Annotated in this window: 19 protein-coding genes; 2 read left to right on the top strand and 17 right to left on the bottom strand. The window is 74.8% G+C overall.

Annotation, left to right across the window (positions count from 1 at the left end):
• Nucleotides 1-55: 55 nt before the first annotated feature.
• From smc to KDL28_RS04750, 4 genes are all read right to left on the bottom strand, one after another.
• Nucleotides 56-3,667 (bottom strand): chromosome segregation protein SMC, encoded by a 3,612-nt coding sequence (gene smc / locus KDL28_RS04765; RefSeq protein WP_252435966.1) that lies wholly within the window; start codon nt 3,665-3,667, stop codon nt 56-58.
• Between the two features lie 224 nt (nt 3,668-3,891).
• Nucleotides 3,892-4,182 (bottom strand): acylphosphatase, encoded by a 291-nt coding sequence (locus tag KDL28_RS04760; protein ID WP_252435965.1) that lies wholly within the window; start codon nt 4,180-4,182, stop codon nt 3,892-3,894.
• Nucleotides 4,183-4,385: 203 nt separating this feature from the next.
• Nucleotides 4,386-5,609, bottom strand: coding sequence for a DUF1700 domain-containing protein (locus KDL28_RS04755; RefSeq protein ID WP_252435964.1), 1,224 nt, complete (start codon nt 5,607-5,609; stop codon nt 4,386-4,388).
• Nucleotides 5,606-5,926: a PadR family transcriptional regulator gene (locus KDL28_RS04750; protein WP_252435963.1), complete on the bottom strand. Its 321-nt coding sequence runs from the start codon at nt 5,924-5,926 to the stop codon at nt 5,606-5,608. Before KDL28_RS04750 ends, KDL28_RS04755 begins: the two co-directional genes overlap by 4 nt.
• Before the next feature lie 158 nt (nt 5,927-6,084).
• On the opposite strand from KDL28_RS04750, the gene KDL28_RS04745 reads away from it, so the two are divergent.
• Complete coding sequence (locus KDL28_RS04745; RefSeq protein ID WP_252435962.1) at nt 6,085-7,125, top strand: magnesium and cobalt transport protein CorA; 1,041 nt, start codon at nt 6,085-6,087, stop codon at nt 7,123-7,125.
• Here KDL28_RS04745 and mutM read toward each other — a convergent pair.
• From mutM to KDL28_RS04710, 7 genes are all read right to left on the bottom strand, one after another.
• Nucleotides 7,103-8,011, bottom strand: a complete 909-nt coding sequence (gene mutM / locus KDL28_RS04740) for a bifunctional DNA-formamidopyrimidine glycosylase/DNA-(apurinic or apyrimidinic site) lyase (protein WP_252435961.1) — start codon at nt 8,009-8,011, stop codon at nt 7,103-7,105. The genes KDL28_RS04745 and mutM overlap by 23 nt on opposite strands.
• A 9-nt stretch (nt 8,012-8,020) precedes the next feature.
• Nucleotides 8,021-8,767 (bottom strand): ribonuclease III, encoded by a 747-nt coding sequence (rnc, locus tag KDL28_RS04735; RefSeq protein ID WP_252435960.1) that lies wholly within the window; start codon nt 8,765-8,767, stop codon nt 8,021-8,023.
• 14 nt (nt 8,768-8,781) lie between these two features.
• Entirely contained in the window at nt 8,782-8,964 is a 183-nt protein-coding gene (gene rpmF / locus KDL28_RS04730) for a 50S ribosomal protein L32 (protein ID WP_252435959.1), read from the bottom strand.
• Between the two features lie 44 nt (nt 8,965-9,008).
• Complete coding sequence (locus KDL28_RS04725; RefSeq protein ID WP_372496888.1) at nt 9,009-9,590, bottom strand: YceD family protein; 582 nt, start codon at nt 9,588-9,590, stop codon at nt 9,009-9,011.
• Between the two features lie 61 nt (nt 9,591-9,651).
• Complete coding sequence (locus tag KDL28_RS04720) at nt 9,652-10,137, bottom strand: hypothetical protein (RefSeq protein WP_252435958.1); 486 nt, start codon at nt 10,135-10,137, stop codon at nt 9,652-9,654.
• Nucleotides 10,138-10,259: 122 nt separating this feature from the next.
• Entirely contained in the window at nt 10,260-10,955 is a 696-nt protein-coding gene (locus KDL28_RS04715; RefSeq protein WP_252435957.1) for a GntR family transcriptional regulator, read from the bottom strand.
• Nucleotides 10,952-12,064, bottom strand: a complete 1,113-nt coding sequence (locus tag KDL28_RS04710) for a MinD/ParA family ATP-binding protein (protein WP_252435956.1) — start codon at nt 12,062-12,064, stop codon at nt 10,952-10,954. Before KDL28_RS04710 ends, KDL28_RS04715 begins: the two co-directional genes overlap by 4 nt.
• 415 nt (nt 12,065-12,479) lie before the next feature.
• Between KDL28_RS04710 and KDL28_RS04705 the strand changes: the two genes are divergently transcribed.
• A complete protein-coding gene (locus KDL28_RS04705; RefSeq protein WP_252435955.1) occupies nt 12,480-15,182 on the top strand; it encodes a hypothetical protein in 2,703 nt (900 codons plus the stop codon).
• A 116-nt stretch (nt 15,183-15,298) separates the two neighbouring features.
• Here KDL28_RS04705 and KDL28_RS04700 read toward each other — a convergent pair whose 3' ends face one another.
• From KDL28_RS04700 to KDL28_RS04675, 6 genes are all read right to left on the bottom strand, one after another.
• Nucleotides 15,299-16,282, bottom strand: coding sequence for a MinD/ParA family ATP-binding protein (locus tag KDL28_RS04700; protein ID WP_252435954.1), 984 nt, complete (start codon nt 16,280-16,282; stop codon nt 15,299-15,301).
• Nucleotides 16,279-17,406: a MinD/ParA family ATP-binding protein gene (locus KDL28_RS04695; RefSeq protein WP_252435953.1), complete on the bottom strand. Its 1,128-nt coding sequence runs from the start codon at nt 17,404-17,406 to the stop codon at nt 16,279-16,281. The genes KDL28_RS04700 and KDL28_RS04695 overlap by 4 nt, the downstream gene beginning before the upstream one ends.
• A 66-nt stretch (nt 17,407-17,472) precedes the next feature.
• On the bottom strand, nt 17,473-18,204 hold the full coding sequence (locus KDL28_RS04690; RefSeq protein WP_252435952.1) for a DivIVA domain-containing protein: 732 nt from the start codon (nt 18,202-18,204) through the stop codon (nt 17,473-17,475).
• A gap of 73 nt (nt 18,205-18,277) precedes the next feature.
• Nucleotides 18,278-18,760: a pantetheine-phosphate adenylyltransferase gene (gene coaD, locus KDL28_RS04685; protein ID WP_252435951.1), complete on the bottom strand. Its 483-nt coding sequence runs from the start codon at nt 18,758-18,760 to the stop codon at nt 18,278-18,280.
• A 54-nt stretch (nt 18,761-18,814) separates the two neighbouring features.
• Nucleotides 18,815-19,378 (bottom strand): 16S rRNA (guanine(966)-N(2))-methyltransferase RsmD, encoded by a 564-nt coding sequence (rsmD, locus tag KDL28_RS04680; protein WP_252435950.1) that lies wholly within the window; start codon nt 19,376-19,378, stop codon nt 18,815-18,817.
• A gap of 163 nt (nt 19,379-19,541) precedes the next feature.
• On the bottom strand, nt 19,542-22,928 hold the full coding sequence (locus KDL28_RS04675; protein WP_252435949.1) for a pyruvate carboxylase: 3,387 nt from the start codon (nt 22,926-22,928) through the stop codon (nt 19,542-19,544).
• Nucleotides 22,929-22,966: the final 38 nt, after the last annotated feature.

Genomic DNA, 22,966 nt, shown 5'->3' with positions numbered 1-22,966 from the left:
GCCCGGCGGCGCCCGTCCGCCGGGCCCGGCGGGGCGCCCTCGGCGGAGCGGGCGCTCAGCTCGCCGCGCGCAGCCGCTGGCTGATCACCGTCGTGATGCCGTCGCCGCGCATGGACACGCCGTAGAGCGCGTCGGCGACCTCCATCGTCGGCTTCTGGTGGGTGATGACGATCAGCTGGCTGGTCGCGCGCAGCTCCTCCATCAGGCTGATGAGCCGGCGCAGGTTGACGTCGTCGAGGGCGGCCTCGATCTCGTCGAGCACGTAGAACGGCGAGGGCCGGGCCCGGAAGATCGCCACCAGCAGCGCCATCGCGGTCAGCGAGCGCTCGCCGCCCGACAGCAGTGACAACCGCTTGACCTTCTTGCCCGGTGGGCGGGCCTCGACCTCGATGCCGGTGGTGAGCATGTCGTCGGGGTCGGTGAGCACCAGCCGGCCGTCGCCGCCGGGGAACAGCGTCGCGAAGACGATCTCGAACTCGCGGGCGACGTCGTGGTAGGCGGTGGTGAAGACCTCCAGGATCTTGTCGTCCACCTCGCGGACCACGGTGAGCAGGTCGCGGCGGGTGTTCTTGAGGTCCTCGAGCTGGGTCGACAGGAACCGGTAGCGCTCCTCCAGCGCCGCGAACTCCTCCAGCGCCAGCGGGTTGACCCGGCCCAGCAGGGCCAGGTCCTTCTCCGCGCGCTGCACCCGGCGCTCCTGGGTGGCCCGGTCGAACGGCATCGGCGGGGGCGCGGTGACCTCCTCGCCGCGCTCGCGGGCGGTCTCGTACTCGGCCACCTCCGCCGCCGACGCCGGCACCGGGCACTGCGGGCCGTACTCGGCGACCAGGTCGTCGACGGCCAGGCCGTGCTCGGCGAGCACCTTCTCGGTGAGCTGTTCGAGGCGCAGCCGGTTCTGCGCGCGCAGGACCTCGTCGCGGTGCACGGTGTCGGTGAGCTTGTCCAGCAGCGCGGTCAGCCGCCCGGTGGTCACCCTGGCCTCGCCCAGCGCGCGCTCGCGGGCGTCGCGGGCGGCGGCCGCGGCGTCGCGCTCGGCGGCCGCGGCGGCCAGCGAGACGGCGATCCGCTCCCCCGCCACCCGGCCGGCCCCGACGACCAGCCGGGCGATCCCGGCGGCCTCCTCGCGGGCGGCGCGGGCGGCCTCGGCCCGGGCCCTGGCCTGGCGTTCGGACGCGGCCTGGCGGCGGAGCACGTCGGAGCGGCCCCCGACGGCGCGCGACCGCTCCTCGGCGGTGCGCACCGCCAGCCGGGCCTCCAGCTCCTCGGCCCGCGCGGCCGCCAGCGCCTCGGCCGCGGTGTCGCGGATCTCCGTGTCCGGCTCGTCGTCGACGGGCTCGTCCTCGGCCACGGCGAGCTGCCGCTCGGCCGCCTCCAGGGCGACCAGCGCCTCGGCCCGGCGGTCCTCGACGCCGTCGCGGCGCTCGCGCAGCCGCTGCGCCTCCGCCGCGGCCGAGCGCACGGCCTGCTCGTAGCGGCCCAGCTGCGCCGACGCGGCGCTGCGGCGCTGCTCGACGGCCCCCTGGTCGCGCTTGGCCGCCTCGACCTCGCTCCGGCGGGCGGCCTCCTCGGCCCGCGCGCCCTCCAGCGCGGGGCGCAGCCGGGCCAGCTCCTGCTCGACGGACTCCCGCTCGGCGTGCGCCTCGTCCAGCGCCGCCTGCACGTCCAGCGCGGTGGACGCGACGCCGGACCCGCCGTTCGCCCGGTGCGCGCCCAGCAGGTCGCCGCCGCTGGTGACGGCGGTGAGCAGGGGGTCGGCCTCCACGACCGCGCGCGCCGCGTCGAGGTCGTCGACGATCACCACGCCGCGCAGCAGCTCCCGCACGGTCGGGGCGAGCCGGCCGCCGGTGATCGCCTCGCCGGCCCAGCGCCCCCCTCCCCCGGGTTCAGGAAAGCCACGTTCCTGTCCTGTGGCGACCTGAACGTGGCTTTCCTGACCCTCGGGGGCGGGCTCGCGGGCGGGGGCGACGACGAGGGCGGCGCGGCCGGCGTCGCGGTCGCGGAGCAGGCGCAGGGCCGCGAGCGCGGCGTCCGGGCCAGCGACGACGAGGGCGTCGGCGAGCTCGCCGAGGGCGGCGGCGACGGCCGTGCGGGCCGGCGGGTCCACCGTGACCAGGCCGGAGAGGGCGCCCAGGACGCCGTCGGTGTCGACCAGCTCGCCGGAGCCGTCCTTGCGGGCCATGCCCACGCCCAGCGCGTCGACCCGGGCCCGCCAGTGCGCCCGGCGCTGCTCCAGCTCGCGCTCGCGGGCCACCAGCTCGCCGACCCGGGCGGTGGCGGCGGCGTGCGCCTCCGCGGCCAGGCCCGCCCGGTCCTCCAGCTCGCGCACCGAGCCCTGCTCACCGGTGAAGGCGCCCAGCTCGTCCTGGGCGGCCACCAGCTCCTCCTGGGCGGCGTCGGTGCGCTCCTGGGCCTCGGCGATGGCCTCGGACAGCCGCTCGATCTCGTCGGCGGTGGCCGCGGCCCCGCTGCGCAGCGCCTCGGCCCGCCCGGAGAGGGTGGCCAGCCCGGCGCGGCGGTCGGCCAGCGCGCGCACCGCGGCCAGGTGGGCGCGCTCGGCCGCGGCCAGGGTGCGCTCGTGCTCGGTGCGCGCGTCCATGATCTCGGAGAGCCGGGTGCGGGCCTGCGACAGCGTCTCGACCAGCAGCTCCTCCTCCTCGGCCGCCGCCTCGGCCTCGGCGTCCAGCTCGTCGGGGTCGCGGCCGGGGATGCGCTCGATCGGCTCGGCGAGGTGGCGGGTGCGCTCCTCGGCCAGCCGCACGGTGCCGTCGAGCCGCTCGGCCAGCGCGGAGAGCCGGTACCAGGTGTCCTGGGCCGCGGCCAGCCGCGGGGCGTCCTGGGCGAGCGCGGCCTCCAGCCTCTCCTGCTCGACCCTGGCCACCGAGAGCTGCTCCTCGACCTCCGCGCGACGGGCCCGCGCCGACGACTCGTCGGCCTCCTCGCGGGCCAGCTGGTCGCGCAGGGTGACCAGGTCGTCGGCGGCGAGGCGCAGCCGGGCGTCGCGCAGCTCGGACTGCACGGACTGGGCGCGCCGCGCGATCTCGGCCTGCCTGCCCAGGGGCTTGAGCTGGCGGCGCAGCTCAGCGGTGAGGTCGGTGAGCCGGGTCAGGTTGGCCTGCATCGCGTCCAGCTTCCGCAGCGCCTTCTCCTTGCGCTTGCGGTGCTTGAGGACGCCCGCGGCCTCCTCGATGTAGGCGCGGCGGTCCTCCGGCTTGGACTGCAGCACCGAGTCGAGCTGGCCCTGCCCGACGATGACGTGCAGCTCCCGGCCGATGCCGGAGTCGCTGAGCAGCTCCTGGATGTCCAGCAGCCGGCAGGCCGAGCCGTTGATCTCGTACTCGCCCGCGCCGTCGCGGAACATCCGGCGGGTGATGGAGACCTCGGAGTAGTCGATCGGCAGGGCGCCGTCGGAGTTGTCGATGGTCAGGGTCACCTCGGCGCGTCCCAGCGGTGCCCGCCCGGAGGTGCCGGCGAAGATGACGTCCTCCATCTTGCCGCCGCGCAGCGCCTTGGCGCCCTGCTCGCCGAGCACCCAGCTGATCGCGTCGACCACGTTCGACTTGCCCGACCCGTTCGGCCCGACCACGCACGTGATGCCCGGCTCCAGGCGCAGCGTCGTCGCCGAGGCGAAGGACTTGAAGCCCTTGAGCGTCAGGCTCTTCAGGTGCACGGGGTGGTATCTCCGGGTGGCGGGAGGCGGGCGTGTGACACTACCGGCCTCCCGGTCGGCGACCCCCGATCGACCCAGCTCGCGGCGGGAGTCCTCGCAGAGCAGAGGCGGTCTCGCAGCGCCGGCTGAATCCTCGCAGCGTGCAGGCAGGCTGCGCTGAGCACCCCAGGGCTGCGAGACGCCAGGACAAGGCCGCGGGGTGGCCGAAGCAAGCGCCTGCCGGGTCAGGCTTCGAGGAAGCCGGTCAGGTCGCCCCGGGGGGCGGTCCACTGCTCGGCGACGTCGTCGACGCGGCCGGGCGTCGCGCCGCCGCGCAACGCCTCCAGCAGGGCGGCGCACGCCCGGCGCGGGCCCTCGGCGACCACCGCGACCCGCCCGTCGGGCAGGTTGCGCGCCGAGCCGGCCAACCCCAGCTCCAACGCGCGCGAGCGCGTCCACCAGCGGAAACCCACGCCCTGCACGCGTCCGCTCACCCAAGCGATGAGTCGGACGGGGGCGTCCTGATCCGTCGACATGATCCGCGGACGGTACCGGGCCGGGGTCGCCCCGGCGTCGATCCGGTGTCGATCCGTGCCGGCGGTCGCACTGGGACCGCCGGCCCGGGCCGGGGCGGGGCCCGCTCGGGGCGGGCGGGCCCCCGGCCCCGCGCCCCCCGGGACCGGGGCGGGCCCGGTCGGTCGCGGGCTCCCCCGAGCACGCGCGACCGACCGGGCGGGTCTCAGCCGGTCGGGGTGACCGGCGCGGGGACGAGCGCCGTCGGCGGGGCCGGGGGCACGGCCGGGCCCGTCGGCGCCACGGCGCCCGGTGGCACGGACGTGGGGGCCGCCGCGGCGGTCGCCGTCGGCACCGCCACGACGAGCGGGACGGGCGGGACGAGCACGCACCGGCCGGTGTCCGGGTCCACCTCCCAGGTCCCGCGCGGGTAGGGCTGAGCGGCCCCCGCCGACGGGTCGCCCGAGTCGTAGGAGTCGTAGGGGTCGCCGCCGTAGCCGTCGTAGCAGCTCTCCGGGTTGACCTCGATGGGGCGACCGTCCTGGTCGAACAGGTAGACGCCGGTCAGCGGGTTCCCGGCGGCGTCGACCGGGCGGATGTCCCGGATCAGCTCGCCGTTCTGCTGGAGCCCGGACGGGCCCGGGTAGTAGTCCGCGGTGTCGATCGCCGGGGACGGGGCGGCGCTGGTCCAGCTCAGCGCCGCGATCACGAGCAGGCACGCGGCCAGCGCGTTCAGCGGCGCCACCAGCCACAGCCAGCGCCGGTCGGCGCGGCTGTGCCGCCCGAGCCACACCGACAGCGGGACGGCCAGCACGGCCAGCAGGAGCACCGGGAGCGGATCGGCGCTGCCGACCACCATCGCGACGACCGCGGCGGCGACGACCGCGCGCAGCACCCACCAGGCGGGCTGCAGCTCACCCAGGAACCCCGACCGGGCCCGCCGCAGCTGGGCCAGGGGCCTGCGGAGCTCGGGGAGCTCGGCCACCGCGGCCAGCCGCGAGCTCTGCCCGGCCAACCCGGCCAGCCCGAGCAGCGCGACCAGGATCGCGAGCAGGACGACAGGCGCCGACCGGCCCAGCAGCCCGACCACGATCAGCAGCGTGCCGGCGACCAGCCCGAGCACCGCCAGCCGGGCCGCGGTCCGGTTGGGCGGCGCGGCCGGCTCCGCGGCCGGCGGCGCGGGCGGGTAGCCCGCGGCCGCCCGCAGCTCGCCTGCGTAGGCCTGCGGAGTGCCGAGCCGGGCGGCCAGCGCCGCCCGGTCGGGCCGGACACCGAGCTCGCCGGACAGCTCGGCGAGGTGCGCGCGCACGTCGTCGAGGATCTCGTCCACCTCACCGGGCGGTAGGTCGGACAGCGCGGCGCGCACCCCGTCGAGGAACTCCCGCGCGGCGCCGTCGACGACCTGCACCGCAGGCTCCTGCGCTCGACCCTTCTCGTCGTCCCCGCTCACGCCGCCCCCACCAGGCCTTCCATCGTCTCGGCGAACCCCCGCCACACCTTGGCGGTCTCCCGCAGTCGCTCCCGGCCGGGCTCGTTCAGGCTGTAGTACTTGCGGTGCGGTCCCTCGTCGCTGGGCACCACGTAGGAGGTCAGGAGCCCGGCGTTGTAGAGCCGGCGCAGCGTCCCGTACACCGAGGCGTCGCCGACCTCCTCCAGGCCGGCCGCGCGCAGCCCGCGCAGCACCTCGTAGCCGTAGCCGTCCGCGCGGTCGAGCACCGCCAGCACGGCCAGGTCGAGCACCCCCTTGAGCAACTGGCTGGTGTCCACCGCACCCCCTCCTCCCGGCCCCGGATCCCCGCGGTCCGACCGACGCGTCGCACAGTACTACGCATACCGCAGTACTGTGCATCGCACCCCTCGACGGCGCGCGGATACGATCTGGGCGGCCGCCGCGGGGCGTGCGACCCGATCGAGCAGGAGCACTCATGTCGGTGGTCGACAACGTCATCTACGTGGACGGCAAGCGGGCCGTCGTCCCCGACTCGCTCGACTCCACCTTCCAGGAGCTGCGCGCGTGCCCGGAGCCCGAGCGCGCGCACCGGTTCTGCTGGATCGGCCTGCTGCGCCCGAACGAGGACGAGGTCCGCTCGGTCGCCGAGGAGTTCGGCCTGCACGCGCTGGCCGTCGAGGACACCGTCACCCAGCACCAGCGGCCCAAGCTGGAGCGCTACGGCGACGTGCTGTTCGTGGTGCTGCGCCCCGCCCGCTACGTCGACCCCGTCGAGGTCGTCGAGGTCGAGGAGCTGCACCTGTTCGTCGGCCCCGACTTCGTGATCACCGTCCGGCACTCCGAGCGCCCCGACCTGGCCACCGTGCGCCAGCGCCTGGAGCAGGACCCGGAGCTGCTGGCCCGCGGCCCGTTCTCGGTGCTCTACGCGATCATGGACGTGGTCGTCGACGACTACGCCCCGGTGCTCGACGGGCTGCAGGACGACATCGACGAGATCGAGGTGCAGGTCTTCGGTGGCGACCCCGGGGTGTCGCGGCGGATCTACCAGCTCAGCCGCGAGGTGATCGAGTTCCAGCGGGCGGTCGAGCCGCTGGACGAGGTCTTCTCGGTGATCCGCGGCCACCTCAAGGAGCTCGCCGGCGAGGACGACCTGGAACTGCGCCGGCTGCTGCGCGACGTCGCCGACCACGCCACCCGGGCGCTCGAGCGCATCGAGGGCTACCGCCAGCTGCTGACCAACATCCTGCAGGTCAACGCGGCGCTGGTGGGCCAGCGGCAGAACGAGGAGATGGCCCGCATGACCCAGGCGGGCTACCAGCAGAACGAGCAGATGAAGCGGGTGTCGTCCTGGGCGGCGATCCTGTTCGCCCCGTCGCTGATCACCGGGGTCTACGGCATGAACTTCACCCACATGCCCGAGCTGAGCTGGCCGCTGGGCTACCCGATGGCCTTCGCGTTGATGGTGGGGTTGGCCGTGCTGCTGTTCGTGCTGTTCAAGCGCCGCGGCTGGCTGTGATCCCGCCGGTCGCCCGGTGCCGGGGCCGGGGCTGGCAGCGCGGGCAGCTGAAGCTGCTGCGGTTCATGAACGCGTCGCGGCGGATCGGCGTGCCGCAGCGCCGGCAGGGCCGGTCGGCCTGCCCGTAGGCGTCCAGCCTGCGGTCGAAGTAGCCCGAGGCGCCGTTGACGTTGACGTAGAGCGCGTCGAACGAGGTGCCGCCCGCCCGTAGGGCCTCGGCCATCACCTCGGTCGCGGCCTCCAGGACCGCTCGCCCCTGGGCGCGGGTGAGCGCCTCGGTCGGGCGCAGCGAGTGCAGCTTCGCCCGCCACAGCGCCTCGTCGGCGTAGATGTTGCCGATCCCGGAGACGACGGTCTGGTCGAGCAGGGCGCGCTTGAGCTCGGTGCGCCTGCGGCGGACCGCGGCGACGGCGGCGTCGAGGTCGAACAACGGGTCCATCGGGTCGCGGGCGATGTGCGCGACCGGGCCGGGCAGCAGCCCGCCGCCGGTGGCCGGGACCAGCGGGTGCACCGACAGCCCGCCGAAGGTGCGCTGGTCGACGAAGCGCAGTTCGGAGCCGTCGTCGGCGAAGCGGAACCGGATGCGCAGGTGCTTCTCGTCCGGCCGGGTCGCGTCGGCGACCAGCATCTGCCCGCTCATGCCCAGGTGCGCCAGCACCGCGTCGTCGCCTGCGGCGCCGCCGTCCAGGTCGAGCCAGAGGTACTTGCCGCGGCGGCGGGCACCGGTGATGGTGCGACCGGCCAGCCGGGCGGCGAAGTCGAGACCGCCCTCGGCGTGGCGGCGCACGGCCCGCGGGTGGGCCACCTCGACCTCGGCGATCTTGCGGTCGAGCACGTGGTCGGCCAGGCCCAGCCGGACGACCTCCACCTCGGGCAGCTCGGGCACGGGACTCCTTCAGGAGGTGGCGTGCTCGGAGCCCGCGGCGGCCTCCGCGGTGAGCGTGCGCCAGGCCAGCTCGGCGGCCTTCTGCTCGGCTTCCTTCTTGGTGCGGCCTTCGCCGCTGCCCAGGTCGCGCCCGCGGACCACCGCGGTGGCGGTGAAGACCTTGAGGTGGTCGGGGCCGGCCTCGGTGATCCGGTACTCGGGCACGCCGAGCTCGGCGGCCGCGGTGAGCTCCTGCAGGCTGGTCTTCCAGTCCAGGCCGGCGCCCAGCAGGGGCGCGCTGGTCAGCAGGGCCTCGAACAGGCGGTGCACCAGCCCGCGCGCGGGCTCCAGCCCGTGCTCCAGGTAGACCGCGCCGATCAGCGCCTCGGTCGCGTCGGCCAGGATGCTGGCCTTGGACCGACCACCGGTCAGCTCCTCGCCGCGCCCCAGGTAGAGGTAGGCGCCCAGGCCGCCGTCGCCGAGGGCGGCGGCCACCCCGGCCAGCGCGTGCATGTTGACCACGCTGGCCCGGAGCTTGGCCAGCTGGCCCTCGGGCAGGCCGGGGTGCTCGCGGTAGAGCCGCTCGGTGACCACGATGCTGAGCACCGAGTCGCCGAGGAACTCGAGCCGCTCGTTGGTCGGCAGACCGCCGTTCTCGTACGCGTATGAGCGGTGGGTCAGCGCGAGCGTGAGCAAGTCCTCGGACACCCCGATCCCGAGGGAGTCCAGCAGCGGACCGCGGTCGGCCGCCGGACCCTTGACGCCACGTTCCGCCACGGGGCTCCCGACGGTCAGGCCGGGTTGACGACCTGGCGGCCGTCGTAGGTGCCGCAGGTCGGGCACGCGACGTGCGGGGGCTTGGTCGCGCGGCAGGCGCGGTTCGAGCAGGCCACGAGCGTGGGGGCAGTGGCCTTCCACTGCGACCGACGCATGCGCGTGTTCGCCCGCGACATCCGGCGCTTGGGCACAGCCACGGTAGATCTCCTAGCTAAGTTCGGGTGCGACGACCGGAATCCGGTCAGTCTGCGACGGCGTCGTTCAACGACGAGCGCTCACGGAGAGCAGCCCACCTGGGGTCCAGTGTCTCATGCCCGTGGTCGGCCGGGAGGTCGGCCCGGCGCTCGCCGCACTCCGGGCACAGACCGGGGCAGTCGTCGCGGCACAGGGGGGCCATCGGGAGGTCGACCACGAGCGCGTCGCGGACGGTCTGCTCCAGGTCGACGCGGTCGTCGACGACGCGCGGCAGCTCGTCGGAGTCGGTGGTCTCGTCGGTGACGCTGTCGGGGTAGGCGAACAGCTCACCGATCCGGACCTCGACGTCCTCGGTGATCTCGTCGAGGCAGCGCGCGCACTCCCCGACCAGCTCGGTGCGGGCGGTGCCGGAGACGTAGACGCCCTCGGTGACCGCCTCCAGGCGCACATCGAGCTCGATGGGCCGACCCGGCGGGACGACGATGGTCTCCGCCCCGAAGCGCTCCGGCTCGGGGGGCGCCGGGATCGAGCGGGTGTACTGGCGCATGGCGCCCGGACCGCGGCCCAGCTCACGGGTGCTCAAGACCCACGGGCCGGTCGCGGTCGGGGTGGAACGGGAACTGCTCACCCCTCCAGGATAGGCCGCCCCACCGACTCGCCCCGGCCGGGCGCGGTCCGCACCCGACCGCTCACGCGGCCGGGACCACGACGAACTCGGCGCGGTCGCCCGCGGCCTCGTCGACGGTGATCTCGTAGTCGCCGACCTGGGCGGTCTGCCCGGAGTCGATCCGCACCGCCCGGCCGCCCTCCGGGGTGAAGGTGACCCCGCCGTCCTGGACCTCGACGCCGAGCAGCGGGCCGTCGCCGCAGCCCAGCGAGGTGGCGCCGTTGCGGGTGACCGCCCGGGTGCCGCCCCCGCTGACCTGGATGTTGCCCCGGCCCGACAGCGTCACCTCGCACGCGCCCTCCCGGTCGCGCGCCTCGGCCGGCCCGGTCGGACCGGGGCCGCCGTCGGGCCCGGGTTCCGCGGTGGGCGACGTGCCACCCCCGGCGGACGGGAGGGCGCTGCCGGGGATGGGGCTGCCGGCGCAACCGGCCAGCAGAGCACCCGCGGCGAGCGCGACGAGCGCGGCCGTGACGGTGCTCGACGGCGACGGACGGGCGGGAGTGCGCATGCTGCGGGCTCCTGTCGTTCGGGGTCGGGCCGGACCGGCCCGGCGGGGCCGGTGCGCGTCGGCGCGCCCATGATGCTGCCCGGACCGCCCGGGCGGACCCCCGGTCGGGACCCGACGCCCGATCAGCCCGCGGATTCGGCGGTGAGGACGCCGAGGATGTGGCGTTCGGCGGTGTCGAGGTAGTCCCGCAGCTCGGAGAGCGCGCCGGCCCGGTCGCCCGCGGAGAGCAGCTCGGCGATGCGCCGGTTGCGCTCGACGTAGGGCAGGTGCAGCTCGCGCCGGTCGGGCAGCTGCAGGAACGCCAGCCGCAGCTCGGCGAGCACCCGCTCGAACATCGCCACGATGTGCGTGCTGCGGCAGCCGGCCACCAGCACGCGGTGGAAGTCGATGTCGGCGGTGCCCACGGCGTGCCAGTCCCCGCGGGCGGCCGCGGCGACGGCGGTGTCCACCCGCTCGCGCAGCGCGCTCAACCGCGCGGGGTCGGCGATGACGGTGTCGACGCCGAGCGGCTGCACCAGCCGGCGGGTGGCGTAGAGGTCGCGGACGTCGGCCGCGGACAGGGTGCGCACGTGCACCCCGCGGTGCAGCTCGTGCTCGACCAGCTGCTCGTGGGCCAGGAGCCGGAACGCCTCGCGGACGGTGTTGCGGGAGATGCCGAACGCCTCGGACACCGACTCCTCGCGCAGCTTCGTGCCCGGGGGCAGCTTGCCGTCGGCGATCTGGCGGCGCAGCTCGTCGGCCGCGTACTCGGCCGTGCTCGACCTCCTCGGCAGCGCCGGGAGCCCGGAGAGCACGTCACCCGCGTCGGCCGCGATCACCCGCCGAACTCTACTCCGCCGCTTGTGCGATCGCTCAACAATCCCCCGCTCGCCCGGCTCGGCGGGACGCTGTCGAACTCGTCGGCCAGCAGGGCCGCGACCTCCAGGACGGCCGCGCGGGTGTCGGGTCGCAGCGCGGCGAGCCGGATGCGGTCGCCCGCGGCCAGGTGCGGGTCGCGCGGGAGGACCACGACGGCCCGGCTGCGGCGGGCGAAGTGCTCGCGCAGGTGGGCGGCGTCGACGTCGGGGCTGGACCGGTCGGCGGAGAGCACGACGACGGCCCGTGCCGCGAGCTCGCCGTAGCCGTGGGCGTCGAGCCAGTCCAGGGTGCGCCCGGCCCGACTGGCTCCGTCGACGGTGAGCGAACCGACCACGACGACCGAGGCGGCCGCGTCGAGGGTGCCGCCGACCACGGGGTGGACCATGCCGGTGCCCGAGTCGGTGACCACGATGTCGCAGAACCGGCTCAGGGTGGCGTGGGCCGCCTCGTAGCCGGCCCGGTCGAGCGCGTCGTGGCGGCGGGGGTCCTGGTCGGAGGCCAGCACCTGCAGCCGCCCGGACAGGCTGGTGAACCGGGCCAGCTCGGGCAGCGCCCGGATCCGCTCGGCCCGGGCGGCCAGGTCGCGCACCGACACGGTGGACTCGCCGGAGAGCCGGTCGGCCAGCGTGCCGCCGTCGGGGTCGGCGTCCAGCACGGCGACCCGGTCGCCGCGCAGCTCCGCGAGCACCAGCCCGACCGCGGCCGTGACGGTCGTCTTGCCGACTCCACCCTTGAGCGAGACGACCGCGATGTGGTGCGGGGCGGCGAGGGGGCGGCGGATCCGCGCCTCCCGCTCGCGGCGCGCCGGCTCGGCCGGCGTGTCGGCGACCCGCACGGCTCCGCCGCTGATCCGGTGCAGCAGCCGCCGCCAGCCCGAGCGCGGCGCCCGCTCGCGGTGGGTGACGATGCTGCGGTCGGTCAGGTCGGAGGCCGATCCGCGGGCGGGGACCACAGCGTCGGCGGGCGGGACCGCACGGACCGGCAACCGCGGCGCGACCGGCGGCGCACTCGCCGGCTCGTCGTCACCGTTCGGCGCGAAGGACCGCTTGGGCACGACTGGACCACCCATCTTGACAGGAGACGGACAAGGGATCGCCGACAGGGGCCGACGGCTCGGCGTCCCGACGGATCCTACGCATGCGGACCAGCAGCTGCGTACGATCGGACGGATCTTCGTGAATGCGCAATCAAATACCTCAGGAGTCGCGCGGCGAACGTGAAGGCTTCGACTGTATTTAAGGTCCGTCGGCTTGCACGCCCTTGCACAAGACCCGTAGGTTGCGATACGGAGAGCCACGGTGCACCACCGGTCCGGTGACGCCGCGCAGGTCCCGTCCTGGGGACGATGCGCACGGCCCGTGATCACCCGGCTCTCCTCCGCGCAGGTCGCTCCACCTGATTGTGGCCTGCCCGGGCACGGCGGAAACGGGGGGTCGGAGTGAGCGAGTTGCAGTGCGATTGCACAGTCGGACGGGGGGTCCGGCATGAGCAATGAACCGATGCGGTGCGCACTGGACGGGTGCGAAGAAGCCATCGAACAATCCGCCGACGGCGGACCCAGGCGGTTGTACTGCTCGGCGGCGCACCGCGCCGCCGCCCGCAAGCAGCGCCAGGTGGCGCGCACGTCGACCGATCCGACACCCCATCCGACGACCGACGTGGCCGCGGTCGCGGCGCCGGCCGCCGGTGGCGCGGCGCCCGACGTGGTCCCCGCCGACACCACCGGTGACGACACCGCTCGCGACGCGACACCCGTCCGTCCCCGCCCCGACGAGGCGCCGGTCGAGGCGCCGGTCCCCGAGCCGGTCCCCGAGCCGGACTCCGACGAGGAGCGCCCCGCGGCCGCGGCGGCGTCGACCGGCGGTGCCGCGGCGGGTGCGGGCGCGCTCGGTGCGGACGGCAAGGGGCGCGCCACGCCGCGCCGGCTGACCAGCCGCCGGGTGCCGCGCACGCGCAAGCCGCTCGAGCGCGACACGGCCGGTCCGTTGCTGCGCAGGCGCGCCGTGGCCAGCCTCGCCGTGGTGAGCCTGATCGCCGGTGGCGGGAGCTACATCCTGACCACCGACCTGGCTCCCGACCAGCCGTCGACCACCGTCCCGCCGGCGCCCGACCCGGCGCTGGCCGCCAGCCAGTGGGAGACCCGCGCCGAGGTCGCGCTGGCCTCCATCAACAAGCAGCTCGACGCCGCGGCCCAGGCCGAGGCCGGCTGGCTGCAGATCCCCGAGGCGCGCCGCGGCAACCGGCCGCCCGCGGCCGTGCAGGCCCTGCTCGACCGCAAGTCCCTGCTCGAGCAGCAGCGGGTCACCCTGGAGTCGCAGCTGGCGACGGTGCGGTCGCTGCCCGAGGTCAGCGCCGAGCTGACCGCCACCCAGGCCGAGCTGGACTCGATGGAGCGCGCGCTCAGCACGGCCCCGGCGACGTCCTCGATCGACCAGGTCGAGGCGAGCCGCCAGCTCGAGCAGCAGCGCAAGCTGCAGGAGCAGCAGCACGAGCGCAACCAGCGCGAGCTCGAGCAGCTGCGCGACGGCGTCGACAAGATGCTCGCCATGCCCATGCCCGACGTCGAGGACCACACCAGCCCGGTGGTCCAGCGGGTCAAGCAGGTCATCGAGGGGCTCCCCGACCCGACGCCCCCGCCGTCGAAGGTCGACCGGCCGCACCACCCGGAGGCCACGCTGCCGCGCCGGGGCTCGCACGAGCGCGAGCGCCAGGACGTCGGCCGCACCGCCCCGCCCGACCCGTCGCGCGAGGTGCTGGCCGCCGGTGGCGACCGGGACCGCGACCGGGACCGGGACCGCGAGGAGTCCCGGGAGTCCCGCGGCGAGCGGGGCGACGTCTCGGTGCTCGCCATGCCGGCCGGCCTCGCGCCGGCCGAGGGCGGCGAGTCGGCCCGCCCGATGGGCAAGGCCGAGCGGCTGGCCGCGCAGGTCCTGGGCGGCGACGGGTCCGACGACCGGTCCGACGGCGACGGTGCGCAGTGGTTCGACCGCGTCGGCGACGACTCCTCGCGCGACGACGACCGCTCCGACCGCGACGAGTCCGACGACCACGGGTCCGACTCGCGCTCCGACGACGGTGGCTACGACCGGGATTCGGAGCACGGCGGGTCGGACGACGACTCCGACCGCGACCGCGGCGGCCTGGGCGATCACCTGGACGACATCCTGAACCCGGGTGGCGACAGGGACGACGAGTCCGACGACAAGGGCGCAGACAGGTCCGACGAGAAGGACGAGCACGAGGGTCGCGACAAGCCGGGCGACGAGGACGACGACGATTCCGACGACAGGTCCGACCGTCACGACGGCCACCTCGGCGGCATCCTGAGCCCCGGTGGCGACAAGTCCGACGACCGACCCGGCGACAAGGGCGACGACCGGCCTGGCGACGAGGGCGGCGACGAGTCCGGCGGTCACGACGGCGTCCTGAACCCAGGCGGCGACGAGTCCGAGGACGAGGGCCACGACAAGCCCGGCGACGTGGACGGCGACAAGGGCCACGGCGACAAGGGCCACGGCGGGCCGGGCGACCACGGCAAGCCCGGCGGCGACCAGAAGCCCGGCGACCAGAAGCCCGGCGACGACAAGCGCGGCGGCCACGCCAAGCCCGCCGACAACGAGAAGCCCGGGGCCGGCGACAACAAGTCCGACAACAAGCAGGACGTCAAGAAGCCCGACAACAAGCCCGGCGACAAGCAGGACGTCAAGAAGCCCGGCGACAAGCAGGACGTCAAGAAGCCCGCCCAGCAGGACAAGTCCGGGGACAAGGACCGCAAGGCGGGCGACAAGGGCGGCAAGTCCGAGGACAAGGACTCCAAGTCCGACGACAAGGGCAGCGAGTCCGAGCAGAAGGACTCCAAGTCCGACGACAAGGGCAGCAAGTCCGAGCAGAAGGACTCCAAGTCCGACGACAAGGGCAGCAAGTCCGAGCAGAAGGACTCCAAGTCCGACGACAAGGGCAGCAAGTCCGAGCAGAAGGACTCCAAGTCCGACGACAAGGGCAGCAAGTCCGAGCAGAAGGACTCCAAGTCCGACGACAAGGGCAGCAAGTCCGAGGACAAGGACTCCAAGTCCGACGACAAGGGCAGCAAGTCCGACGACAAGGGCAGCAAGTCGGACGACAAGGACTCCAAGTCCGAGAAGTCGGAGTCCAAGGAGAAGAAGTCGGAGAAGTCCGGCGACGATTAGACCAGCACCGTCCGCCCCCGCCGCGGACCGCTCCGCGACCGCCGCGCACCTCCGGGTGCGCGGCGGTCGCCGTTCCGGTGGGCTCGCGCCTGCTCCAGGAGGGCTCCCGGGCCGTGTCAGGCGCGGGCGGGCGGGGCTGCCGCGCGGCCGAACCGGTCGGCCAGCAGCGCCGCCATCTCCAGGAACGCGTCCAGCGTCGGCTGGGCCAGGCGGGCGGGCTCGATCACGGCGCCGGTGGCCAGGTGGGGGTCGTGGGGCACCTCGACGACCGCCCGGCAGCGGCGGGCGAAGTGCTCGCGCACCCGCCGCACGTCCACCGCGTCGCTGCTGCGGTCCATCGACAGCGCGACCACCGCGTCGGCGGCCAGGTCGCCGTGGTCGTGGGCGTCGAGCCAGTCCAGGGTCTGGGCGGCCCGGCTGGCGCCGTCCACGGTGGGGCTGCCCACCACGACCAGGCCGTCGGCCCCCCGCAGGGTGGCGCGCATGACCGGGTGCACCATGCCGGTGCCCGAGTCGGTGATCACGATGTCGTGGAAGCGGGTGAGCACCTCGCTCGCCAGCTCGTAGTCGGCCGGCCCGAGGGCTTCGCTCACCGTCGGGCTCTGGTCGGAGGCCAGCACGTGCAGGCGCCCGGAGAGCCCGAGGTAGGGGGCCACGTCGGTGAGCGCGGTGACCGGGCCGGGCTGCGCGGCGACGAAGTCGACCAGCCCGCGGATCGACTCGGCGGTGTCGACGCCGAGGCGGTCGGCCAGGGTGCCGGCGTCGGTGTCGGCGTCGAGCACGGCGACCCGGTCGCCGCGGTTCTCGGCCAGCACCAGCCCCAGGCAGGCGGCGACGGTCGTCTTGCCGACCCCGCCCTTGATCGACCCGACGGCGATGCGGTGCGGTCCGGGCAGCGGTCCGCGGATCCGCGCCCGGTACTGCTGGCGCAGCTCCTCCTCGGGCCCGACCCCGGGGTTGACCAGCCCGCCCGACAGCCGCAGCACCGCCCGGCGCCAGCCGTGGCGGGGGCGGTCGCCGCGGAACCGGACGATGGCGTCCTCGGCGAGGGCGGCCGCGCTGGTGGTGGGCTGGTCGGGGGCGGTGGGGCCGCCGGTCACGGCACGAACCGGTCCGCCATGGCGGCGGCCAGCTCGTAGGCGGCGTCGCGGGTGCGGGGGCGGAGCCGGTCGAGGTGGACCCGGCCGCCGGTGGCCAGGTGCGGGTCGTGGGGGATCTCGATGACCGCCCGGCACCGGGAGGCGAAGTGCTCGCGGATGCGGGGCAGGTCGACCTCGACGCTGGTGCGGTCGCACGACAGCACGGCGACGGCCTCGGCGGCCAGCGGGCCGTGCCCGTGGGCGTGCATCCAGTCCAGCGTCTTGGCCGCGCGGCCCGCGCCGTCGACGGTGGGCGCCCCGACGATGATCACGCTGTCGGCCAGCTTCAGCGTGCCCTCCATCGCCGAGTGCACCAGCCCGGTGCCCGAGTCGGTGATGATGACGTTGAAGAAGCGGTCGAGCAGGGCGCAGATCTGCTCGTACTCCTGGCGGTTGAAGGCGTCGCCGGCGGCCGGGTCCTGCTCGGAGGCCAGCACCTGCAGCCGCCCGGCCAGGCTCGTGTAGCGCGAGACCTCGGTCCAGGAGTCGATGCGGTGCAGGTCGCGCAGCAGCTCACGGACGGTGACCGAGGACTCGCCGGTGAGCCGGTCGGCCAGGGTGCCGGCGTCGGGGTTGGCGTCCAGCGCGATGACCCGGTCGCCCCGGTGCTCGGCCATGACCAGGCCGAGCAGCGTCGACACGGTCGTCTTGCCGACGCCGCCCTTGATGGAGGTGACCGCGATGCGGTGCGAGCGCACGAGCGGTCGGCGGATGCGGTGCAGGACCTCGCGGCGGCGCAGCTCCTCGGCGCCGGGCCCGGGGTTCACCAGTCCCCCGGTGGCCCGCAGCAGCGCGCGGCGCCACCCGAAGGACGGCTCGTCGGGGCGGACGCGCAGGATGCTCTCGCCGGTCAGCTCCTCGCGGGCGGTCTCGTCGGCCGGGTCGGACCCGCTGTCGGCGCTGACGGCCGTGGCCGTCGTCGTGTCGGTGGCGGGGTCTCCGCCGCCGTCGGCCGCGGCCGAGCCCGTCTCGTGCACAGTGCCCCCGAATAGTCCCGTCCCCGCGCGGTCGCGCCCGGCGACGACCCGATGGCCGTAGCGGTCCCACCAGGACGACGGATCCGGCTCGGGCTGTTGCCGCACCACGTCGGGAGCGTACCCCGATCGGGTACGGATCGGTCACTGCCGGTACACGCCGCGACCACTCCGTGATCAGTCGATCAGGTCCATCCCGGTGCCGGTGCGGCCGTTGGGGACGGGGGCCGGGTGTCCGCGGTAGAGGTGGCTGCGCCCGCGGGTGACCGTGCGCAGGGCCTTGGTCAGCGTCTCCTCGAACTCGGCCAGCTTGGCGTCGACGTAGCCGTCGCACTCGCGGCGCAGCCGGTCGGCCTCGGCGTCGGCCTCGTCGACGAGGCGGGTGGCCTCGGCCTGCGCGGCCCGCACGACCTCGGTCTGCGCGACGAGGCGGGCCTGCTCGGCCTGGCCGTCGGCGATGTAGCGGTCGTGCGCGGCCCGGCCCGCCTGGGCGATCCGCTCGGCGTCGGCGGTGGCGCGGTCGGTCAGCTCGGTGTACTGGCGGCGGCCCTCGGCGATGTTGCGCTCGGCGTCGTGGCGGGCGTGGGCGAGCAGCTGCTCGGCCTCGGCGCGGGCCTCGGCGACCGTCCGCTCCGCCTCCGCGCGGGCCTCGGCGACCATCTGCTCGGCGTCGGAGCGGGCGCTGGAGCGGGTCTGCTCGGCCTCCTGGGCGGCGTCGTCGACCAGCTCGTCGCGCCGGTCGAGGACGTCCTGGGCGTCGTCGAGCTCGCCGGGCAGGGCCTCGCGGACGTCGTCGAGCAGCTCGAGGACGTCGCCGCGGGGCACGACGCAGTTCGCCGTCATCGGGACGCCGCGGGCCTCCTCGACGACCGTGACGAGCGCGTCGAGCGACTCGAAGACCCGGTACACGCCGCCATTCTGTCACCGCGGCGCACGGGACGTCGGATTGCGCGCCTTTCAGCGTGTCCGCCGCCCGCGCGGCTCAGCCCCGTTCGGCGATGCGTTCGCGCAGCCTGCGGTGCACGGTGTCGGGCAGCAGGTGGGCGATGTCGCCACCGAACGTGGCGACTTCCTTCACCAGGGAGGACGACACGAAGCTGTACTCCGGGCTGGTCGACATGAACAGCGTGTCCACCCCGGAGAGCCGCTGGTTCATCTGGGCCATCTGCAGCTCGTAGTCGAAGTCGGTGACCGCGCGCAGGCCCTTCACGATCGCCCGGATGTCGTGGTCGCGGCAGTAGTCGACCAGCAGCCCGTGGAAGGAGCCGATCGTGACGTTCGGCCACGGCTGCACGACCTCGGTGAGCATCTCGATCCGCTCGTCCACGGTGAACAGGCTCTTCTTGCTCTTGTTCACCAGCACGGCGACGACCACCTCGTCGAACAGCTGCGCGGCCCGTCCGACGACGTCGAGGTGGCCGTTGGTGGGCGGGTCGAAGGAGCCGGGGCACACCGCACGCCTCATGGGCGCCGACGGTAACAGCCGGGAGCGCCCGTCCCGGGTGATCGCCGTGTGATGTCAGTCGTCCGCGCCGCGGCGGGCCACGTGCAGCACGGTGTCGCCGTAGCGGCGGTCGCGGACCGCGGCCAGCGGCGCGGGCCAGCCGAACGGTCGCCGGGCGTACCGGCGCTCGACGACCACGACGGCATCCTCGGTGAGCCAGCCGTGCGCCTCGGCCGCGACCAGCCAGCCGGTCACCTCCGCGTCGGGCAGGTCGTAGGGCGGGTCGGCCAGCACGACGTCGTAGCGGCGCTCGGCCGGGCCGGCCAGCACCGCCGCCGCCGGCGCCACCCGCACGACCGCACCGGGCAGCCCGAGCGCGACCACGTTGCGCCGCAGGACGTCGGCGGCGCGCCGGTCGGACTCCACGAACAGGGCGTGCGCGGCCCCCCGCGACAGCGCCTCCAGCCCGAGCGCTCCCGAGCCCGCGCACAGGTCGAGGACCGCGGCGCCGTCCAGGCCGGGGTCGGCGTCCAGCGCCGAGAACAGCGCCTCCCGGACCCGGTCGGAGGTGGGGCGGGTGCCCTTCGGCGGGACGGCCAGCCGGCGCCCGCCGGCCACCCCGGCCACGATCCGGGTCATCGGGGGCGGGGGGCGGGGACGGGCATGGTGCGCCGAGTCTGCCACCCGGTCAGCCCCCGCCTGCCTCCCCGTCCTGGTCCAGGCCGTCGTCGCAGAGTCTCCGTGCTCGTCGCAGAGGCCGTGGACCCTGCGACGAGCAGGCCGCCTCTGCGACGACCGCGGCTCAGCCCTCGGCGGCCAGCTCCAGGAGCAGGTCGCCGCCCTCGACCTGCTGGACCTTGCCGATCGCCACCCTGGCGACCTTCCCGCCCTGCTGGGCGGTGATCGAGGCCTCCATCTTCATCGCCTCGATGGTGGCCACGGTCTGCCCGCTCTGCACCGCGTCGCCCTCGGCGACCTGCAGGGTGACCACGCCGGCGAAGGGGGCCGCGACGTGGCGCGGGTCGGTGCGGTCGGCCTTCTCCGCGGCCTTGACGTCGGTGGCGATCGACCGGTCGCGCACCGACACCGGGCGCATCTGGCCGTTGAGGGTGGCCATGACGTTGCGGTAGCCGCGCTCGTCGGGCTCGGAGATGGCCTCCAGGGTGATCAGCAGGATGACCCCGGGCTCCAGCTCGACGATGTGCTCGGTCTCCGGCTCCAGCCCGTAGAGGAAGTCCTTCGTGGACAGCACCGACGTCCGGCCGTGGGCCTCGACGTGCTCGAGGAACTCCTTGGTGGGGCCGGGGAACAGCAGCCGGTTCAGGGTGGCGCGGCGGTCGTCGCGCAGACCGCGGCGGTCGGCGATGCTCAGCTCCGGCTCGTCCTTCTCCGGTGGCCTGCCCTCCAGGGCGCGGGTGCGGAAGGGCTCCGGCCAGCCGCCGGGCGGGTCGCCCAGCTCGCCGCGCAGGAACCCGATCACCGAGTCCGGGACGTCGAACTTGCCCGGCTCGGCCTCGAAGTCCTCGGCCGAGACGCCCGCGCCCACCAGGTGCAGCGCCAGGTCGCCGACGACCTTCGACGACGGGGTGACCTTCACCAGCCTGCCGAGCATCCGGTCGGCGGCGGCGTAGAGGTCCTCGATGAGCTCGAAGCGGTCGCCCAGGCCCAGCGCGATGGCCTGCTGGCGCAGGTTGGACAGCTGCCCGCCGGGGATCTCGTGGTGGTAGACGCGCCCGGTCGGCGAGGCCAGCCCGGACTCGAACGGGGCGTAGACCTTGCGCACGGCCTCCCAGTACGGCTCCAGGTCGCCCACGGCCTGCAGGTCGAGGCCGGTGGCCCGCTCGGTGTGGTCGGTCGCGGCGACCAGCGCCGACAGCGACGGCTGGCTGGTCGTGCCGGCCATCGACGCGACTGCGCCGTCCACGGCGTCGACGCCGGCGTCGATCGCGGCCACCAGCGTGGCGAGCTGGCCGCCCGCGGTGTCGTGGGTGTGCAGGTGAACGGGCAGGTCGAAGCGCTCGCGCAGCGCGGTGACCAGGCGCCGCGCCGCGGGCGGGCGCAGCAGCCCGGCCATGTCCTTGATCGCCAGCACGTGCGCGCCCGCCTCGGCGATCTGCTCGGCCAGGCGCAGGTAGTAGTCGAGCGTGTAGAGCCGTTCGCCGGGGTGGGAGAGGTCGGCGGTGTAGCAGAGGGCGACCTCGGCGACGGCCGTCCCGGTCGCCCTTACGGCGTCGATGGCCGGGCGCATCTGGGCCACGTCGTTGAGCGCGTCGAAGATGCGGAAGATGTCCATCCCCGTCTGCGCGGCCTCGGAGACGAAGGCGTCGGTGACCTCGGTCGGGTAGGGCGTGTAGCCGACGGTGTTGCGCCCGCGCAGCAGCATCTGCGTGCAGATGTTGGGCACCACCTCGCTCAGCGCGGCCAGCCGCTCCCACGGGTCCTCGGCCAGGAAGCGCAGCGCCACGTCGTAGGTGGCCCCGCCCCAGCACTCCAGGCTGAGCAGCTGGGGCACCGACCGCGCGACGTAGGGCGCCACGGCCAGCAGGTCGCGGCTGCGCACCCGGGTGGCCAGCAGCGACTGGTGGGCGTCGCGGAAGGTCGTGTCGGTGACCGCCACCGGGACCTGCTCGCGCAGCCGCCGGGCGAACCCCTCCGGGCCGAGCTCGCGCAGCAGCTGGCGCGACCCGGGCGGGGCCTCGGCCGAGAGGTCGATGGCGGGCAGCTTGTCCACCGGCTCGATGACCTGCGGGCGCTCACCGTTGGGCCGGTTCACCGTGACCTCGGCCAGGTAGCTCAGGATGCGCGAGCCCCGGTCGGCGGACTGGCGCGCGCGCAGCAGCTCCGGGCGCTCGTCGATGAACGACGTGGTCACCCGGCCGGCCTGGAAGTCCGGGTCGTCGAGCACCGCGGCCAGGAACGGCAGGTTCGACGAGACCCCGCGAATCCGGAACTCCGCGATCGCCCGCCGCGCCCGGCGCACCGCGTTCGGGAAGTCGTGGCCGTAGCAGGTCAGCTTGACCAGCATCGAGTCGAAGTGCGCGCTGACCTCGGCGCCCGTGTGCGTCGTACCGCCGTCCAGGCGCACGCCCGGACCGCCGGGCGAGCGGTAGGCCGAGATCGTCCCGGTGTCGGGGCGGAACCCGTTCGACGGGTCCTCGGTGGTCACCCGACACTGCATGGCCGCGCCGTTGAGCCGCACCTCGTCCTGGGTGAGGCGCAGCTCGGGCAGGCTCATGCCCGAGGCGATGCGCAGCTGGGCGATCACCAGGTCGCGGTCGGTGACCTGCTCGGTGACGGTGTGCTCGACCTGGATGCGCGGGTTCATCTCGATGAACACGTGCTGGCCGCGCTCGTCGAGCAGGAACTCGACGGTCCCGGCGTTGACGTAACCGATGTGCCGGGCGAAGGCCACCGCGTCGGCGCAGATGCGCTCGCGCAGCGCCGGGTCCAGGTTGGGCGCCGGGGCGATCTCGATCACCTTCTGGTGGCGGCGCTGCACCGAGCAGTCGCGCTCGTAGAGGTGCGACACGCCGCCCTGCCCGTCGGCCAGGATCTGCACCTCGATGTGGCGCGGGTTCACCACGGCCTGCTCGATGTAGACGGTCGGGTCGCCGAACGCCGACTCCGCCTCGCGCATCGCGGCCTCGACCGCGTCGCGCAGCTCGTCGGACTGGCCCACCCGCCGCATCCCGCGCCCACCGCCGCCGGCCACCGCCTTGACGAAGACCGGGAAGCCGATGTCGGAGGCGGCGTCGAGCAGCGTCTCGACGTCCGTGGACGGCTCCGAGGAGCGCAGCACCGCCACCCCGGCCTCGCGGGCCGCGCCGATCGCCCTGGCCTTGTTGCCGGTCAGGTCGAGCACCCGCGGCGGCGGCCCGACGAACGTGATCCCGGCGTCCTCGCAGGCCTGGGCGAGGTCGGGGTTCTCGGAGAGGAACCCGTAGCCGGGGTAGACGGCGTCGGCGCCCGCCTTGCGCGCGGCCCGGATGACCTCGTCGACGTCGAGGTAGGCGCGCACCGGGTGGCCGCGCTCCCCGATCAGGTACGACTCGTCGGCCTTCGCCCGGTGCAGGGAGTTGCGGTCCTCGTAGGGGAACACCGCCACCGTCGAGACGCCCAGCTCGTAGGCGGCGCGGAACGCGCGGATGGCGATCTCCCCGCGGTTGGCTACCAGCAACTTCTGGAACACACGGGCTCCTGACCAGGTGTGGGACGAGCGGCAGCGGG

Source organism: Pseudonocardia humida (genome assembly GCF_023898865.1).
Classification (GTDB): domain Bacteria; phylum Actinomycetota; class Actinomycetes; order Mycobacteriales; family Pseudonocardiaceae; genus Pseudonocardia; species Pseudonocardia humida.
The sequence above is the reverse complement of the archived record's forward strand: the minus strand, read 5'-3'. Positions and strand labels throughout refer to the sequence as shown.